Origin of the sequence: Streptomyces typhae, from assembly GCF_009755605.1 — a bacterium.
GTDB classification, from domain to species: Bacteria; Actinomycetota; Actinomycetes; order Streptomycetales; family Streptomycetaceae; genus Streptomyces; species Streptomyces typhae.
Map to the genome: position 1 here is coordinate 93,316 of NZ_WPNZ01000005.1, position 16,686 is coordinate 110,001.

Annotated in this window: 12 protein-coding genes and 1 pseudogene; 9 read left to right on the forward strand and 4 right to left on the reverse strand. The window is 74.4% G+C overall.

The features are described 5' to 3' along the window. Positions 1 to 156 precede the first annotated feature (156 nt). Positions 157 to 1,146 (forward strand): alpha/beta hydrolase, encoded by a 990-nt coding sequence (locus GPA10_RS10960; RefSeq protein ID WP_157165333.1) that lies wholly within the window; start codon positions 157 to 159, stop codon positions 1,144 to 1,146. 195 nt (positions 1,147 to 1,341) lie between these two features. Further along, complete coding sequence (locus GPA10_RS44010; protein ID WP_370443954.1) at positions 1,342 to 1,419, forward strand: 50S ribosomal protein bL37; 78 nt, start codon at positions 1,342 to 1,344, stop codon at positions 1,417 to 1,419. Between the two features lie 94 nt (positions 1,420 to 1,513). Here GPA10_RS44010 and GPA10_RS10965 read toward each other — a convergent pair whose 3' ends face one another. Both GPA10_RS10965 and GPA10_RS10970 read right to left on the reverse strand, forming a co-directional pair. Continuing rightward, entirely contained in the window at positions 1,514 to 3,487 is a 1,974-nt protein-coding gene (locus GPA10_RS10965) for a hypothetical protein (RefSeq protein WP_157165334.1), read from the reverse strand. 147 nt (positions 3,488 to 3,634) lie between these two features. Beyond that, positions 3,635 to 4,573 (reverse strand): helix-turn-helix domain-containing protein, encoded by a 939-nt coding sequence (locus GPA10_RS10970; RefSeq protein ID WP_058846964.1) that lies wholly within the window; start codon positions 4,571 to 4,573, stop codon positions 3,635 to 3,637. A 137-nt stretch (positions 4,574 to 4,710) separates the two neighbouring features. Here GPA10_RS10970 and GPA10_RS10975 point away from each other — a divergent pair, with 137 nt between their 5' ends. After that, positions 4,711 to 5,829, forward strand: a complete 1,119-nt coding sequence (locus GPA10_RS10975) for a saccharopine dehydrogenase NADP-binding domain-containing protein (RefSeq protein ID WP_157165335.1) — start codon at positions 4,711 to 4,713, stop codon at positions 5,827 to 5,829. 52 nt (positions 5,830 to 5,881) lie between these two features. Here GPA10_RS10975 and GPA10_RS10980 read toward each other — a convergent pair whose 3' ends face one another. Further along, positions 5,882 to 7,252: a LysR family transcriptional regulator gene (locus GPA10_RS10980; RefSeq protein WP_157165336.1), complete on the reverse strand. Its 1,371-nt coding sequence runs from the start codon at positions 7,250 to 7,252 to the stop codon at positions 5,882 to 5,884. A 70-nt stretch (positions 7,253 to 7,322) separates the two neighbouring features. On the opposite strand from GPA10_RS10980, the gene GPA10_RS10985 reads away from it, so the two are divergent. The 4 genes from GPA10_RS10985 (at position 7,323) to GPA10_RS11000 (ending at position 11,715) form a co-directional block, all read left to right on the forward strand. Next, positions 7,323 to 7,922, forward strand: coding sequence for a short chain dehydrogenase (locus GPA10_RS10985; RefSeq protein WP_058846962.1), 600 nt, complete (start codon positions 7,323 to 7,325; stop codon positions 7,920 to 7,922). 214 nt (positions 7,923 to 8,136) lie between these two features. Continuing rightward, complete coding sequence (locus GPA10_RS10990) at positions 8,137 to 9,381, forward strand: cytochrome P450 family protein (RefSeq protein WP_157165337.1); 1,245 nt, start codon at positions 8,137 to 8,139, stop codon at positions 9,379 to 9,381. A gap of 14 nt (positions 9,382 to 9,395) precedes the next feature. Then, complete coding sequence (locus tag GPA10_RS10995) at positions 9,396 to 10,595, forward strand: cytochrome P450 family protein (RefSeq protein ID WP_157165528.1); 1,200 nt, start codon at positions 9,396 to 9,398, stop codon at positions 10,593 to 10,595. A 130-nt stretch (positions 10,596 to 10,725) separates the two neighbouring features. Continuing rightward, entirely contained in the window at positions 10,726 to 11,715 is a 990-nt protein-coding gene (locus tag GPA10_RS11000) for an ATP-dependent DNA ligase (RefSeq protein WP_246259009.1), read from the forward strand. Positions 11,716 to 11,719: 4 nt separating this feature from the next. Here GPA10_RS11000 and GPA10_RS11005 read toward each other — a convergent pair whose 3' ends face one another. Continuing rightward, complete coding sequence (locus GPA10_RS11005; RefSeq protein ID WP_246259010.1) at positions 11,720 to 12,769, reverse strand: radical SAM protein; 1,050 nt, start codon at positions 12,767 to 12,769, stop codon at positions 11,720 to 11,722. 407 nt (positions 12,770 to 13,176) lie between these two features. Here GPA10_RS11005 and GPA10_RS11010 point away from each other — a divergent pair, with 407 nt between their 5' ends. Continuing rightward, positions 13,177 to 15,129: an ABC transporter ATP-binding protein gene (locus GPA10_RS11010; RefSeq protein ID WP_157165339.1), complete on the forward strand. Its 1,953-nt coding sequence runs from the start codon at positions 13,177 to 13,179 to the stop codon at positions 15,127 to 15,129. Positions 15,130 to 15,436: 307 nt separating this feature from the next. Beyond that, positions 15,437 to 16,660: pseudogene (locus tag GPA10_RS42340) on the forward strand (ATP-binding cassette domain-containing protein); the annotation flags it as partial. Positions 16,661 to 16,686: the final 26 nt, after the last annotated feature.

Here is a 16,686-nt window from a genome sequence, read left to right on the forward strand (position 1 = left end):
GTGGCCTGAATCCTGGAGCCCGGGTCACGCCCCCGGTTCTCCGCACGGCGGACCGGATGCACGCGGTTTGCCGGAACGGCAAAACCGATGGTCCCACGCGGTCGCCCCACCGCATGATCGACACATATCCCGCCGCTCGCGACCCCAGGAGAAGCCATGCATCCCGAGCCGTCCGCCGCGCTCCGCCACCGCACCGTCGAGGGTCCGGCCGGGCGCCTGCATCTGGTCGAGCAGGGGGCGGGGCCGCTGGTTCTGCTCGTGCACGGGTTCCCCGAGTCCTGGTACTCCTGGCGGCATCAGCTTCCGGCCCTCGCCGCGGCGGGCTATCGGGCGGTGGCGCTCGACGTGCGCGGGTACGGGCGTTCCTCCAGGCCCGCCGCGGCCGACGCCTACCGGCTGCGCGACCTGGTGGAGGACAACGTCGCGGTCGTGCGGGCCCTCGGGGCGGAGAGCGCGGTGGTCGTCGGGCACGACTGGGGCTCCAACATCGCCGCCACCTCGGCCCTGCTCCACCCCGGGGTCTTCCGGGCCGTCGCGCTGCTGAGCGTGCCGTACGCGCCGCCCGGCGGGCCCCGGCCCTCCGACGTCTTCGGGCGGATCGGCGGGTCCGAGCAGGAGTTCTACGTCTCCTACTTCCAGCAGCCAGGTCGCGCCGAAGCGGAGATCGAGCCCGACGTCAGGGGCTGGCTCGCCGGCTTCTACGCGGCTCTGTCCGCCGACACCATGCCCGCCGGCGGCGAACCCGACCCGCACTTCGTGACCCGGGGCGACGGCAGGCTGCGCGACCGCTTCCCCGCCGGGGTCCGGCCCGGCTGGCTGAGCGAGGACGACCTCGACTTCTACGCCGGGGAGTTCGAGCGCACGGGCCTGACCGGTGCCCTCAACCGCTACCGCGCCATGGACCGCGACTGGGAGGACCTCGCCGCCCACCGCGGCGCCCCCGTCGAACAGCCGTCCCTGTTCATCGGCGGCACGTCGGACGCCTCCACCACGTGGATGGCCGACGCCATCGACGCCTTCCCCGCGACCCTCCCAGCCCTGTCCGCGTCCCACCTCCTCGACGGCTGCGGCCACTGGATCCAGCAGGAGCGCCCCGACGAGGTCAACCGGCTGCTGACCGGCTGGCTCGACACCCTGCGTGGCTGAGCCGCCGGCCCCGCGACCTGCTCCGTTTCCCGGTTCGGCGGATGGTCTGCCATGCTGGGGCGTACGTGACGCATGTGACGTACGACACGTCATCGCGTCGGCCCGGCGGGGTAGGCGGCCGGGAGCTCACCTGGACATTCATCATCCGGGGAGAACGAAGATCCGTACGAAACAGCACACCCCTGGGAGGTAGCGATGTCCTCGAAGCGACGCCGTAAGAAGAAGGCCCGCCGCAAGAACGGCGCGAACCACGGCAGCCGTCCGCAGTCCTAGGACCCACAGGGGCCTGGGGACTCCGTTCCGGGCAGCGGCCCGGACGAGTACGGCGCAAGGGAGCGGGGCGGCACCTCACGGTGCCGCCCCGCGGTCATTCGGTACTCCCCACCGGGGCCAGCGTCCCGCCCGTGCTGAGGCGGGCACGCACCTCGACGCGGGCGCCCTTCGGTACCGGTTTCGCGAGGGTCCTGCCCGACGCGGACGCCCGCACGTCCCCCGAGGTGTCGATGCCGGTGACCTCGCGGCTCCCGGCGGCCAGGACGTACCGCTTGCCGGAGTCCGCCCGCCAGGTGGTGCTCGCGACGACGTGCTGGCCGAACCGGCCGCACGCGGCCGTGGACCGGGCCCGCGCCACGACCCGGGCCGCCCCGCGGTCCCCGGTCGCCGGTGCCGCGAACTGGAGGAGCACCTGGCCGGGGCCGCGCCAGGTGGTGGTGCGGGCGCAGGACCACACGGCCTGCCCCGCCGACTCGGGGAGGTCCTGCTCGGCGAAGTCCCAGACGTTCACCGACCGGGCCCCGGAGCCGAGTTCCGGCAGCCGGCAGGCGGTGCGGGCCCAACTGCGCAGCGCCAAAGGGCTGATGACCTCGCGTGGCTGACGCGCGGGCACACCGTTGCCCGGCAGGGGGGTGTAGGAGAGGTGGACCGGCAGCAGACCGCCCAGGTCGCTGAGGAGGAACGCGTGCTTCTCCACGATGCGGGAGGAGGAGCGCAGCCACAGCACCGGCCACGTGTCGCAGCTGCCACCGGCGACGGGACCGCGTACGGGGGCGGTGAGGCCGTCGGGCGACACCTTCAGGGGGCGGTTCGGGGAGTCCGGCCGGAGCAGGTCGCGGGTCTGCGTCTCGGCGATCCACGGCGCCGTCAGATACCGCACGCGGCCGTCGCCGCGGTGCACGGCGAGGGCGGCGGAGGTGGTCACACCGGAGTTGTCGGCGCGGGCGAAGTGCAGGGAGGGGTGGGGGCCGCCTTTCCCGGGGAGCGGTTCGCCGTAGTGGACGACGCGCTCGCCGTCGTGGAAGAGGACGACCGTGCGGCCGTCGACATCGCCCGCGTACAGCAACTGCGGTGAGCGGCCCGGCGGTGCGGTGTCCGTGGCCGGGGCCGAGGTGACCTCGGTGCCGCGCGGCGGCGACGACCAGGCGGCGAGGGCGCGGGTGAGCAGTGCGCGGTCGTCGGTCCGCGCACCCCGGGCGGGCCAGGCCGTGAAGTCGACGCGTGCGGTGTCGGACCACTCCTGGGCGGGGACCCGGACCAGGTCGTTCGCGCGGGCGCCCGTGGGCTGCGCCGCGGGTGCGGACTGCCCGCCGCCGCGGGCTTCGAGGCCGGTCAGGACCAGCGCGCTGAGGACCGCGAGACTCATGGCGATCCAGAAGAGCCGCACCCGGCGCCTGCGCCGCACCAGGTCGGTGGGGCGTGTCTGCACCGAGCAGGCGTCGAACTCCCGGGAGCGCAGCAGCGCTTCGGCCGCCTTGCCCGCAACCTCCTCCAGGCGGTAGGAGGCCCGCAGCGCGTCCTGCACCTTGTCCGCGCCCGCGGCCACCAGGAGTTCCTCGATCTGTACGTCGGCCATGCCGTCGAGGCGCCGCAGCACGAAGGCGGCGCGGGCCGCGGGGCAGACCTGGCCGCAGGCCTGCCCGAGCGCGACCTCGTCGACGCCACCGGCCCGGGGGAACAGGCGCAGCCCCCACACCACGGGGAGCATCACCCGCAGCGCGCGCGGCGGCGGCAGGCGCTTCGGCCAGCCGCGCGGACGCCGCTCGTGGGCGAGGGCCGCCCGCAGGACGCGCAGCAGCAGCCACCCGGACCCGGGGGAGCCGTCGCCCCCGCGCTGCGCGGGCACCCGAGCCGCCGTGTCCCGCCGGGTGAAGCGCCACATGCCGGGCAGCGCACGTTGCACCAGTGCGTGCGCGAGCAGGACGCGTCGGTGCCGGGAGAGGGTGACCGGAAGGATCAGATAGGCGAGCCGTACCAGGCCGGTGTACTGATCGACGAGGGCGGTCTCGGCTTGACCGAGCGACACCCGTTCGACAGGGCCCGATGTTCGACGTGGGGACGTGGGCATGAAAGGAGCCGCCTCCCGAAGGCTGATGACACCGCCAGCTGCCCTCCGTCAAACGAGTGAATCTTGGGATGGTCACCGGCGAGTCCGCCGCCCGCCGCCGCCCGCACGGTGCGAATCGCCGTCCGTTCCCGGCCCTGCCTGCGGGTTTCAGCGTTCACGAAAAGTGCGGCGATAGGTGTCCGGGGGCACCCCGACGGCGCGGCCGAAGTGGCGGCGCAGGGTCGTCGCGGTGCCCATGCCGGTGGCCGACGCGATGGACTCGACGCTGTCGTCGGTGGTCTCCAGCAACTCCTGCGCCCGGTGGATCCGTTGGGTCAGGAGCCACTGCAGGGGGCTGGTGCCCGTCACCGTCCTGAAGTGGCGCGCCAGGTGCCGCGAGCTCAGCCCGGCCTGCCGCGCCAGGTCCGCCACGGTCAGCGGCCGGTCCAGGCGCTCGACGGCCCACGGCAGCAGGTCGGCGAGCGGGTGGGTGTACCGGTCCGGCACGGGAGCCGTGACGAACTGCGCCTGGCCGCCCGCCCGGTGCGGGGGCACCACCAGGCGGCGGGCGACGGTGTTGGTGACCGCCGAGCCGTGGTCGCGGCGGACGAGGTGCAGGCACAGGTCGAGCGCGGCGGCCTTGCCCGCGGAGGTGAGCACGCTGCCGTTGTCCACGTAGAGCACGTCCGGATCGACCTCCACCCGGGGATGGCGGGCGGCCAGGACGTCGGTGTGCGCCCAGTGCGTGGTCGCGCGCCGACCGTCGAGCAGGCCGGCGGCCGCGAGGACGAACGCGCCGGTGCAGAGCGAGGCCACGCGCGCCCCCGCTTCGTGGGCCGCCCGCACCGCGTCGACCAGGTCGCCGGGCGGGGCCACGGCCACGTCCGCCCACCCCGGGACGATCACGGTGTCCGCCTTCGCGAGCCGGTCGAGTCCGTGGTCCGGCTCCAGCAGGAAGCGGCCGACGCGCACGGCGGCCGACCCGCACACCTCGACGTCGTACCAGGGTCCCGGCACGGCGTCGGGCGCGGAACCGAACACCTCGTACGCCACGGCCAGTTCGAAATGGAGCATGCCCTCGGTGACGGCCAGCGCGACAGTTCCCATGTCCGGAAGTGTACGGGTCATGTCATTCCGGACGCTGGTGGTGCGGGGGAGCGCTCGACAGGATGGACGCAGTGGATCAAGCGGCCGGGAGCAGGTCCGGTGGTCGGCCGACGGCGTACGAGTGGGCGGGAGATGTCATGGTGACGGGGACGGCGGGGACGGCGGGGACAGTGGGGGCGACGGGGTCGGTGGGGGAGAGGGTCGTGGTGTTCGGCGCGTACGGTCACACCGGCCGTTTCGTGGTGGACCACCTGCGGGAGCGCGGCTTCGTCCCCGTCCTCTCGGGGCGTGACGCGGACAAGCTGCGGGAACTCGCCGCGTCCACGCCGGGGGACGAGGTCCGGCCCGCTCCGGTGGACGACGCGGCCGCGCTCGACCGCGCGCTCGCGGGTGCGGCGGCGGTGATCAACTGCGCGGGTCCTTTCGCCACCACGGCCGCCCCGGTGATCGAGGCGGCCCTGCGCGCCGGTGTCCCGTACGTGGACGTGGCCGCGGAGATCGAGGCCAACGTCGACACGTTCGCACGGTTCGCCGACCGCGCGCGGGCCGCCGGAGCCGTCGTGGTGCCCGCGATGGCCTTCTACGGCGGCCTCGGCGACCTGCTGGCCACGGCCGCGCTCGGCGACCGGACGGCGGCCGACGGCATCGACATCGCCTACGGTCTGAGCGGCTGGCACCCGACCGCGGGCACGCGCGCCGCGGGCGAGGTCTCGCACCGGCGGCGCGCCGGCCGGGGCGTCCGGTACGCCGGGGGGCGGCTCCAGTACCACGACGACGCGCCGGCCACCGTACGGTGGGCGTTCCCCGAGCCGATGGGGGAGCGGGCCGTCGTCGGGGACTTCACGATGGCCGACGCCGTCACCATCCCCAGCCATGTGTCCGTGCCCGCCGTGCACAGCTACATGACGGTCGAGGCGGCCGGGGACCTGGCGGCGCCCGACACACCGTCACCTGCCGCGGTCGACGAGCGAGGGCGCTCCGGCCAGAGCTTCCTCGTCGACGTGACCGTGCGCCTCGGGGACGACCGGCGGCGGGCGGTGGCCAGGGGGCAGGACATCTACGCCGTCACCGCGCCGCTCGCGGTCGAGGCGGTGCACCGGATCCTCACCGGGCGCACCAGGACGGTCGGGGTGGCGTCCGCGGGGGAGATCTTCGACGCCCGCGACTTCCTCGGCGCGCTGTCCGGGCACCTCGCCGTCGACTTCGAGTGCGGCCCCGGCCCGGCCGCCCCGCAGGTTCCGGCGGCGGCACGGTGAGGCCGGGCCCGTCGCCCCGGGTCCCGGTCGGCGCGGCTCCTCGCGGGCCGCGTCAGAGCGGTCCTGCCGCGGCGGTGGCGGCCAGCAGGCGTGTGGTGTGGGCGATGAACTCCGCGGTCGCGGGATGCCGTCCGGTCCGCGTGTGGGCCAGGAACACCGTCACCGAAGGGGCGTCGGCGAGCGGGAGATAGCGGACACCGGGGTGCTGATGGCTGTGGGTCGAGCTGTCCGCGGTGACCCCGACGGCGTCGCCCGTGGCGATGGTGGTGAGCCACTCGTCCGCGCCGGGCACCTCGAAGGTGCGCGGCCGCTGCCCGGCCGGCCACAGATGCGCGGCCGTCGTGGCCGCCGTGGCGCAGATGACCACCGACTCGGCCGACAGGTCCGTGAGGCGCACGCTGTCGCGCCCCGCGAGCGCGTGGTCCACCGGCAGCGCCGCCACCCGCCGCTCGCTCAGCAGCGGCACGCACACCAGGCCGCCGCCCGGCCGCGGCCGCGTCCGCAGGAGCGCCAGGTCCACCTCGCCGCGCCGCAGCGCCGCCTCCGGGTCGTCGCGGCGCAGGACCTGCGCGGGGATGTCGGGGCGGCTCTCGCGCCAGGCGCGCAGCAGCGGCACCGTGTGCCGGCCGAGCGCGCCCCAGGCGAAGCCGATGCGCAGCGGGCGGCCCTCCGCGGCCACCGTGTCGGCGAGCGCGTCGTCGACCAGGGCCAGGATGCGGTGCGCGTGATCGACGAGGCGCCGTCCTGCGTCCGTGAGCGCCAGGTGCCGGGTGCTGCGGTCGACGAGCCGTGTCCCCAGGCGGGACTCCGTCTGGCGCAGGGTGCGCGACAGGGCGGGCTGGCTGACGCCGAGGGCGATGGCGGCGTCGGTGATGGTGCCCTCGGCGCCGATGGCGACGAGGGCACGCAGATGCCGCAGCTCTACGCCGCCGGCGCCGCTCCCGGGGGCGCGGCCCTCACCGCTGCCGACGGCGGACACGTGGCTTCCGCGGTCGCCGAGCGGTTCCCCGCTCCTGCCGCCCCTGGCGGACACGCGGCTTCTGCGGTCGTCGAGCGGTTCCCCGCTGCCGCCGCCCCTGGCGGACACGCGGCTTCTGCGGTCGTCGAGCGGTTCCCCGCTGCCGCCGCCCCTGGCGGACACGTGGCTCCCGCGGTCGCCGACGGGCTCCCCGCTCCCGCGGTCGCCGAGCGGTTCCCCGCTCTCGCCGCCCCTGGCGGACACGTGGCTCCCGCCGTTGCCGAGCGGTTCCCCGCTCTCGCCGCCCCTGGCGGACACGTGGCTCCCGCCGTTGCCGAGCGGCTCCCCGCTCCCGCCGCCCCCGGCAGACACCGCACTCCCGCCGCCGAGCGGCTCCCCGCCGAGCGGCTCCCCACCCCGAAGCCCGCCGCCCGTGGCCACGTCGCCCCTCTCATCAGCATCCATAACCAGCAAGCATAAGCACTGCGCGGTACGCATTTCCCGGCCGTGTCGCGGCGGTTCTAGGGTCCTCCCCATGAAGATCCTTCTGATCGGTGCCGCCGGAAAGCTCGGTGCCGCCGTCCACCAGACCCTGGCCGCTCGCGGCCATCAGATCGTCACCGTCGGCCGCACCAGCGGCGACCTGCGCCACGACATCGCCGACCCGGCGGGCACGGCCGCCCTGTACGAGGCGGCGGGCCCCGTGGACGCGGTGGTCAGCGCCGCCGGTGACACTCCCTTCAAGCCCCTGGCGCAGATGGCGCCCGGGGACTACGAGGCCGCGTTCCGCGGCAAGGTGCTCAGCCAGGTCGAACTCGTCAGGCAGGGACTCGACCACGTCGCCGAGGGCGGGTCGTTCACCCTGATCTCCGGTGTCCTGGCCGACGAGCCGATCGTCGCGGGCAGCGCCGCGTCCCTGGCCAACGGCGCGGTCGAGGCGTATGTGCGGGCGGCGGCCATCGAGATCGCCCCGCGGCGCGTCAACGCGGTGAGCCCGACGATCTTCACGGAGAGCGTCGCGGACTACGGTCCCTACTTCCCCGGCATGGAGCCCGTCGACCTGGCCCGGGTCGTGCAGGCGTACGTCCGCTCGGTGGAGGGCGCCCAGACGGGACAGGTCTACAGCGTGCGCTGAGCCGGGGGGTGCGACGTCGAGGGGCTCCATCCGGACGGACGGCCGTTAAGCCGCGTACGGGACAAAGGTAAGCCGCGTACGGGACAAGGCAGTTGGCGGCTGCAGTCGTTCACAATCGGAGCCCCTTCGACGCCCGTGGTTGCTGGCATGCTGCCAGGGACCGCATCCGCCGCCGCCCTGGGCGTGGGTGGCACAGTGCCTGGAGGAGTCCGCAATGACCTCGTCCACTTCACGGATAGTCCTCGACCCCACCGGCGCCGACCGGCACGCGGAACACCGCCTGCTGCGCGCCCAGGGAAGCACGGCCCAGGTGGACGTACTCGGTGTGCCGGCCTGGTCCGTCACCGACCCCGGACTGCTCAGGAGTCTCCTCGCGAGCCCCGACGTCTCCAAGGACGCCAGGGCGCACTGGCCGGGCTTCCAGGACGCCCTGTCCGGCTGGCCGCTGATCCTGTGGGTCGCCGTCGAGAACATGTTCACCGCCTACGGACCCGAGCACCGGCGGCTGCGCCGGATGGTCGCCCCCGCGTTCAGCGCACGCCGCGTACAGGCACTCAAGCCGACCGTCGACGACATCGTCGGACGGCTCCTCGACGACCTCGCGGAGCGTCCCGCCGGAGAGACCGTCGACCTGCGCGCCGCGCTAGCCCTCCCGCTGCCCATCGCCGTCATCAGCCATCTCATGGGCGTACCCCCCGAGCAGCGCCCCGGCTTCGGCGCCACCGTCGACGGGGTCTTCGACACCACCCTGACCGCCGAGCAGGCGGCGGCCAACACCGCGCACCTCTACGCGCTCCTCGACGGCCTCATCGCCGCCAAGCGCGCCGAGCCCGGCGACGACATGACCTCGCTCCTCATCAGCGTCCGCGACGACGAGGGCGACGGCAGCCGGCTGACCGACGCCGAACTGCGCGACACCCTGCTGCTCATGCTCAGCGCCGGGTACGAGACGACCGCCAACGTCATCGACCAGTCCGTCACCTCCCTGCTCACCCACCCCGAGCAGCTCGCCCACATCCGCGCGGGCCGCGGCACGTGGGAGGACGCCGTCGAGGAGACCCTCCGCCACGAGGGGGCCGTCTCGCACCTGCCGCTGCGCTACGCCGTCACCGACATCCCCCTGCCCGACGGCCGGATCATCGCCAAGGGCGAGGCCATCCTCGCCTCGTACGCCGCCGCCAACCGCCACCCCGACTGGCACGGCCCGGACGCCGACACGTTCGACGTCACCCGCGTCACCAAGGAGCACCTCTCCTTCGGGTACGGCGTGCACTTCTGCCTCGGCGCCCCGCTGGCCCGCATCGAGGTCGCCGCCGTGCTGCGGGCGCTGTTCGCGCGCTTCCCCGAGATCGGCCTCGCCGTACCTGTCGACGAGCTGCGGCCCCTGCCCTCCCTGATCACCAACGGCCACCAGACGCTCCCCGTCCGCCTGCGGCCCGCCCCCGCGGCCTCCGCGTGACCGCGCGGCACCGGATGGACCCGCACGGCGGCTGCCCGCACGCGGACAACGCACGGCTGCTCGCGCGGAGCGCCGTCGCCGAGGTCGTGCTCCCCGGGGGTGTGCCGGGCGTGGCCGTGCTCGGACACGAGGCGCTGAAGGAGTTCCTGTCCCGTCCCGACGTCGCCAAGGGCGCCGCCCACTTCGCCGCGCTCACCGAGGGCCGGATACCCGACGGCTGGCCGCTGCGGACGTTCGCCACCGTGCAGGGCATGACGACGGCGGACGGGGACGACCACCGACGGCTGCGTTCGCTGGTGAGCGGCGCCTTCTCGCCACGCAGGGTGGAGGCGCTGCGACCCCGCGTCGCGTCGCTGACCGGTGAGCTCCTCGACGACCTCGCCGCGGCGGCGCAGGCACACGGCGGGGTCGCCGACCTGCGCGCCCACTTCGCGCTGCCGCTGCCGATGGGGGTGATCTGCGAGTTGCTCGGCGTGGACCCGGCGCACCAGGGCCGGCTGCACGGGCTCTCGAACCAGATCGTGAGCACCTCCCTCGGCCCCGCCGAGGTCCTTGCCGCCAACCAGGAGATGGCGGCGGTGCTCGGCGACCTCGCGGCCGCCCGGTACGAGCAGCCGGGTGACGACCTCATCAGCGCGCTGATCGCCGCCCGTGAGGAGGGCGGCGACCGGCTCGACGGGCAGGAGCTGATCGGCACCCTGCTCCTGGTGATCGTCGCCGGGCACGAGACGACGCTGAACCTGATCACGAACGCCGTCAGGGCGCTGTGCGCCCACCGCGATCAGCTGCGCCTGCTGCGGTCCGGCGAGGCGGACTGGCCCGCCGCCGTGGAGGAGACGCTGCGCTGGGACAGCCCGGTCAGCTTCTTCCCGTTCCGCTACCCGACCCGCGACATCACCCTGGCCGGGACCCGCATCCCCCGGGGGACCCCCGTGCTCGCCGGGTACTCCGCGGCAGGACGCGACCCGGCCGCCCACGGCCCCGGCGCGGACCTCTTCGACATCACCAGACCCGCCCGGCACCTCTCCCTCGGGCACGGCGCGCACTTCTGCCTGGGCGCCGGCCTGGCCAGGATGGAGGCGGCGATCGCCCTGGAGGGCCTCTTCACCCGGTTCCCCGACCTGGACCTGGCCGTGCCCGAGTCCGCACTGGTGCGGCAGCCGAGCTTCGTGGGCAGCAGCGTGCGGGAGCTGCCGGTGCGTCCGACGGGGTGAGGGCCGGGGCGGCGCGGGACCGCACCGGCGCGGGACCGGGGCGGGTCGGGGGCCGGTCCCGTTGCCGTCGGTCGGTCCTGCGGGGCCCGTGACCCTTGGACCGTCCGGGCGACAGCGGCGCCGACCGGGAATGAACGCCGGGGGCGCGGGTGAGGGCTGGATCATGGCCGTCCTGCCGCGGATCGCTCCCATACTCGCCTCCCCGGGGCCCCTGCCGCCGCCCCGGGCCGACGCCCTGTGGAGCGCGGAGACCAAGTACGACGGGCAGCGGGCGATCGTCTATCTGGGCGGCGACGGCTCGATGCTGCTGCGCTCCCGCTCCGGCGCCGACATCACCGCCGCCTACCCCGAACTCGGCGCCCTGGCCGCGCAGGTACCCGTGCCCGCCGTCCTGGACGGCGAGATCGTGGTCCTCGACGAGCGGGGCCACCCGGACTTCGCGCGGTTGCAGCCCCGCATGGGCCTGGCCGCCGCCCCGGCGCGTGCCGCCCGCCTGGCGGCCCGGGACCCCGCGCACCTGGTCCTGTTCGACGTCATGTTCCTCGACGGGCACGCGCTGACCGGCCTGCCGTACACCGCGCGCCGCGACCACCTGCGGAACCTGGTGGCGGCAGGCCCCCGCTGGTCCGTGCCCGCCTCGGTGCCGGGGCGCAGCCGCGCCGCCCTGGAACTCACCCGCGAGCGGGGCCTGGAGGGCATCGTCCTCAAGCGGCTCGACTCGGTGTACGAGCCGGGGACGCGCTCCCGTGCCTGGCTGAAGGTCAGGAACGTGCGTACGGTGGACGCCGTCATCGGCGGCTGGCAGCCCGGCCTCGGACGCCTCACCGGCCTGCCCGGAGCGGTCCTGGTCGGCGAGCGCGTCGACGGGGCGCTGCGCTACCTGGGCAACGTGGGCACGGGCTGGAGCGAGCACGAACGGGTCACTCTCGCCCGGCTCCTCGGCGTCGCCGCCGACGACACCTGCCCCTTCACCCCGCCCCCGCCCGTGCCCGACGCCCACTGGGTGCTGCCGCGCCTGGTGGCCGAGGTCCGCTACACCGCCCGCACCCGCACCGGCCTCCTGCGCCAGCCGGTGTGGCACCGCCTGCGCCCCGACCTCGTACCCGACGAACCGGCCTGACGCCTCAGGCCCCGCGGCTCAGCGGCACGTACACCGGCCGGGCGGCGATGCGTGCCTTGTCCTCGGCCGACGCGTACCGCTGGTCGATGCGGCGCACCGCCTCCGCCCAGTCGGCGCGGGTGCGGATGCCGTTGAGGGTCTCCACGACGAACGGGTCGTCCCAGCGCTCGTACGACCGGCGCCACAGCACCAGCGGGTCCTCGGTGAGGAGGCTGCCGACGGTGCCCTCGTAGATGGGCATGGCGCGCACCTCGCCGTCCGGCTCGATCTCCATGGGCCTGAAGCTCGGAGTGCGGGCCAGGAAGGCGGGGTTCATCTGGACCTCGAAGTTCTCCGTGGTCTCCACCGTGACCGAGGCCGGCGCGACCGCGCGCAGCCGCCGCACCGTGCCGGGGGCGATCAGCTCGGCGACCTGCTCGTCGCGGAGCAGCTCGTGCTCGACGAACGAGGGGCGGCTGGCGAGACCGGTGGGCACCACGGCACCGAAGTACAGCGTCTCCAGGTGCGGGAAGCGGGGCGCCACCTCCGCGCACATCCGGTCCAGCTCGTCGAAGTTGCTGCGGATCACCACGTAGTCGATGCCGAACCGGGGCGCCCGCCGGCCGTCCGCGAGCCGCCGGGCGACCTCCGCGTCGATGCGCGCGAGCGCGCCGGTCGCCCGGTCGAAGGAACCGGCCCGGCCCCTGATGCGGTCGTGCGACGCGGCGGTGGCGCCGTCCAGACTCACCACGATCTTCGTCGCGACGTCGGCGAGGGCCTCGACCGTCGCCGCGGGCAGGGCCCAGCCGCTGGTGTACAGAAAGACCCGCACACCCGCCTCGTCGAAATACCGAGCCACGTCGACGATGCGTTTGATGGTCAGTGGTTCACCACCGCACAGCGTGATCATCGTCGGCTTCAGGGAAATGATCGCGTCGGCGACGCGCAGCATTTCCGCATAGGTGAGGTTCTTGGCGGGACGGCGTCCCGACTCCGTGTAGCAGTGATAGCAGCGCAAGGGGCACGCGAACGTGATGTCCCAGATCACCGCATTGGGGTTCGCAATCTTCTTCATGGACGTTTCTCCAGGCAGACGGCCGATGTGCATTCCCGGATCCGCACCCTAGAAAGGTCCGGGGAACACCGTCCTCCGTACCGCGGTACGCAAGCGATTCCCGTACTACGCAGGAAATCTGTACGTACGCCGGACGCCTCCCGCCGTTCCGTACCCGGCCCTCTTCCTTGCGTACCCGACTACGGATCTCCGCACCTTCCCCGCGATTTAGCGTTCTGTCCCGCAACGCTTCGCTCTCGAACGGAGAGGAGGTGAACGACCATGATGTATCCGCCCCCGACCGTCGGCGACGCCAGCTGACGCGAGCGAGCGGTGGCCGCTTCCGAGCCGGAGCGGTCACCGCACCCGTCCGGCCACGACGGCTCACAGCTTCGAAAGTCGTCCTACAGGCGGAGGGGAACCGACCCATGACGGCACCACCGACGAGCGGAGTCCCGGCGCTGATACGGCAGTTGCCGCGTGTCGCCCGAGGTCTCACCCTCGTACTCGGTCTGCTCATCCTCGCGCAGACGGCAGGCAGCGCCCTGCTGCCGCTCGCCACCGGGCACCTGGTCGCCGCGCTCACCGGCACCCCGAAGTCCGTCGACGGCATGACGGTCGGCCTGGTCCTGCTCGGCCTCGTCCTCGTGCTCGACGTGGTCCTCGACCCGGTCCGCACGATGGTGGCGGCCCGGCTCGGCACCGCGCTCGACGGTGACACCGCTCAGCGCACGGTCGACGGGGCCCTCAGGCCCGCGCAGATCGACCACTTGGACGACCCGGGCGTCGCCGACCGCATCGAGCGGGCGCGCGCCGTCGGGCTCGGCGCCCACCCACCGAGCCAGGCCGTGATCGCCCTCGCCGGACTCGTCCCGCTGCGCCTGACCGGGCTCGTCTCCGCGGTGCTGCTCGGCTGGGCGGGGCAGTGGTGGATGCCGCTGGTCCTCGGCGCGGGCTGGGTCGTCACCGGCCGCTGGCAGGAGAAGGAGATCGGCAGGTCCGTCTCCGCGCACGCCGGACACACCGCGCAACTGCGCCGCGCCGCCTACTTGCGCGAACTGGCCACCACCGCGCCCGCCGCGAAGGAGATCCGGCTGTTCGGGATGCGCTCCTGGCTCGTCGACCGGTTCAGCACCGCCTGGTGGGACGGCATGGTGCAGCTGCGCCGGGGCCGCGTGAGCCCCCGGCGGCACGCCCTGGCCGTCCTGCTGCTGCTCGCCGCGCACCTCGCCGTGGTGCTCCCGCTCGCGTACTCCGCCACCCGCGGCTCCCTGTCGGTGCAGCACCTCACCGTCGCCCTCCAGGCGTTGCTCGGCATGTTCGCCCTCGGCTTCAGCGGCGACCTGCAGTGGACCTTGCACACGGCGAGCGCCGCCGTGCCCGCGGCGCTGCGCGTCGGCGACCTGGAGAGCGGGGCGCCGCCCGGACGGCGTGCCGCGACGGACCTGCCCCGGCGGGACATCCGCTTCGAGAAGGTGGGCTTCGCCTACCCGGGCGGCGGCACCCGTGTGCTCGACGACCTCGACCTGGTCGTCCCCGCGGGGTCGTCACTCGCGATCCTCGGCGACAACGGCGCGGGCAAGAGCACCCTCACCAAGCTCCTCGCCGGCCTCTACCTGCCCGACGCGGGCCGCGTCACCGTCGACGGCCAGGACCTCGCGGGTCTCGACCCCGCCGACTGGCGACGCCAGGTCGCCGTCGTCTTCCAGGACTTCGTCCGCTACCCCTTCTCCGTACGGGACAACGTCGGCTTCGGGCACATCGAGGCGGACGTCACCGAGGAGGACCTGGCGGCCGTCACCCGCCTCGGCGGATTCGCGGGCGTCGAACGGGAGTTGCCCGGCGGCTGGGACACCCCGCTCTCCGGCACCTACACCGACGGCACGGAGCTGTCCGGCGGACAGTGGCAGCGCCTCGCGCTGAGCCGGGCCCTGTTCGCCGTGCGCAACGGCGCCCGGGTGCTCGTCCTCGACGAACCCACCGCCCACCTCGACGTGGAGGCGGAGCACGAGCTGTACGCCAGGTTCCTGGAGATCACCGCCGGGCTCACCACTGTCCTGGTCTCGCACCGCTTCGCCACCGTCCGCCTCGCCGACCGCATCGCCGTCGTGGACGGCGGCCGGATCAGCGAGTACGGCACGCACGACGAACTGATCGCCGCGCAGGGGCGCTACGCGCGGATGTTCCGCGTGCAGTCCGCACCCTTCGCGCAGCCATCCACCACGGAGCAGTCCGCGCTCTGCGTGCGGTCCGCGCCTTCCGAGCGGTCCGCGCCCTCCGTGCAGTCCGCGCCTTCCGAGCGGTCCGCGCCCTCCGTGCGGTCCGCGCCTTCCGAGCAGTCCGCACCCTTCGACGCACGCCAAGGAAGCCACCATGGGTAAGAGCCGCAGGGGCCGCAGGCCGCTCGCCGCCGTCCGCCTCCTGATCGGCACCGCGATCCGGGTCGACCCGCGGCGCGCGCTCCTCGTCCTGATCCTGTCGCCCCTCCTCAATGTCGTCGCGGCGCTCCAGGCGGTCGGACTGCAGTGGATGGTCGACGGAACCGCCGGGCACGACCGCACCGAGGCGGTCCGGGGCGGACTGCTGCTGCTCGTGGTCACCGTGTTCGTGCACCAGGCGGCGGCCGTCGCGACCGACGTGCGCCTCGTCCTCCAGCACCGCATCGGGCTCGAGTTCGACCGGCGCCTGATGAATCTGTGCTCGACACCGGCGCACATCGGGCACTACCAGGACCCCGACTTCCTCGACACCGCGGAAGTGGTGCGCCAGCGCCGCGGCGAGTTCGGCACCGCCCTCGCAGCCCTGGTGGAGAACGCCAACCTGGTCGCACGGTGCGTCGGCGCCCTCGTCCTGCTCGCCTGCGCCCACCCGCTGCTCGCGCTGCTGCCCCTCACCATCGTGCCGCTGGCGTCCGCCAACCGCCGGCAGGCCCGCCTGGTGGCCGCCGCCGAACGGGACGGCGCCGGGGCCGACCGCCGCCGCAAGGACCTCTTCGACCTCGCCACCGCCCCCGCCCCGGCCCGCGAGGTGCGCCTCTACCGCCTGTCCGGCGAACTCTCGTCCCGGCACCGGGAGGCCTTCCTCGCCGCGAGCGGCCCGCGCGAGGCGGCACGGGCCAAGGGCGCGGTGGCTGTGGCCGCCGGCTGGCTGTTCTTCAGCGGCGCGCTCATCGGCGGCCTCTACCTCATCTCGCGCGCGGTGATCGACGGCACCGGCTCCGCGGGCCAGGCGGTCCTCGTCCTGCTGCTCAGCACCCGGCTCGTCGGCGCCACCACCGGCCTCGGCTGGCTCATCGGCTGGCTGCGCCGCGCCCTCGACACGGTCTCGCAGTACCTGCGCCTCGTCGACCACCCGCAGGGCGACGTGCCCGACGGCACGGGCCGCCCGCTGCCGCCGCGCGGCGACCTCACCCTGCACGGCGTCTCGTTCACCTACCCCGGACGCACCCGCCCGGCGCTCGGCCCCGTCGACCTGCGGCTGCCCGCGGGCGCCACGGTGGCGGTGGTGGGCGACAACGGCGCCGGCAAGTCCACCCTCGTCGCGCTCCTCGCCGGACTCCAGCCGCTCGGGGAGGGCCGCGTCACCTACGGCGGCCGCGATCTGGCCGAGGTGTCGCCCGAGGTGTGGCGGGCCCATGTCACGGCCTGCTTCCAGGACTTCTGCCGGTTCGAACTGCCCGTCCGCGAAGCCGTCGGCCTCGGCCACATCCCCGCGCTCGACGACCCGCGGGCCGTGCGCCGCGCCCTCGCGGCGTCCGGGGCGGACGACGTCGTCGCCGGGCTCGGGTCCGGCCTCGACACCCAGCTCGGCCGGACCCTGCCCGACGGCACGGACCTGTCGGCGGGCCAGTGGCAGAAACTCGCCCTGGCCCGCGCGAAGATGCGGCCCGCGCCCGCACTCGTCCTCCTCGACGAGCCGACGGCCAGCCTCGACCCGGA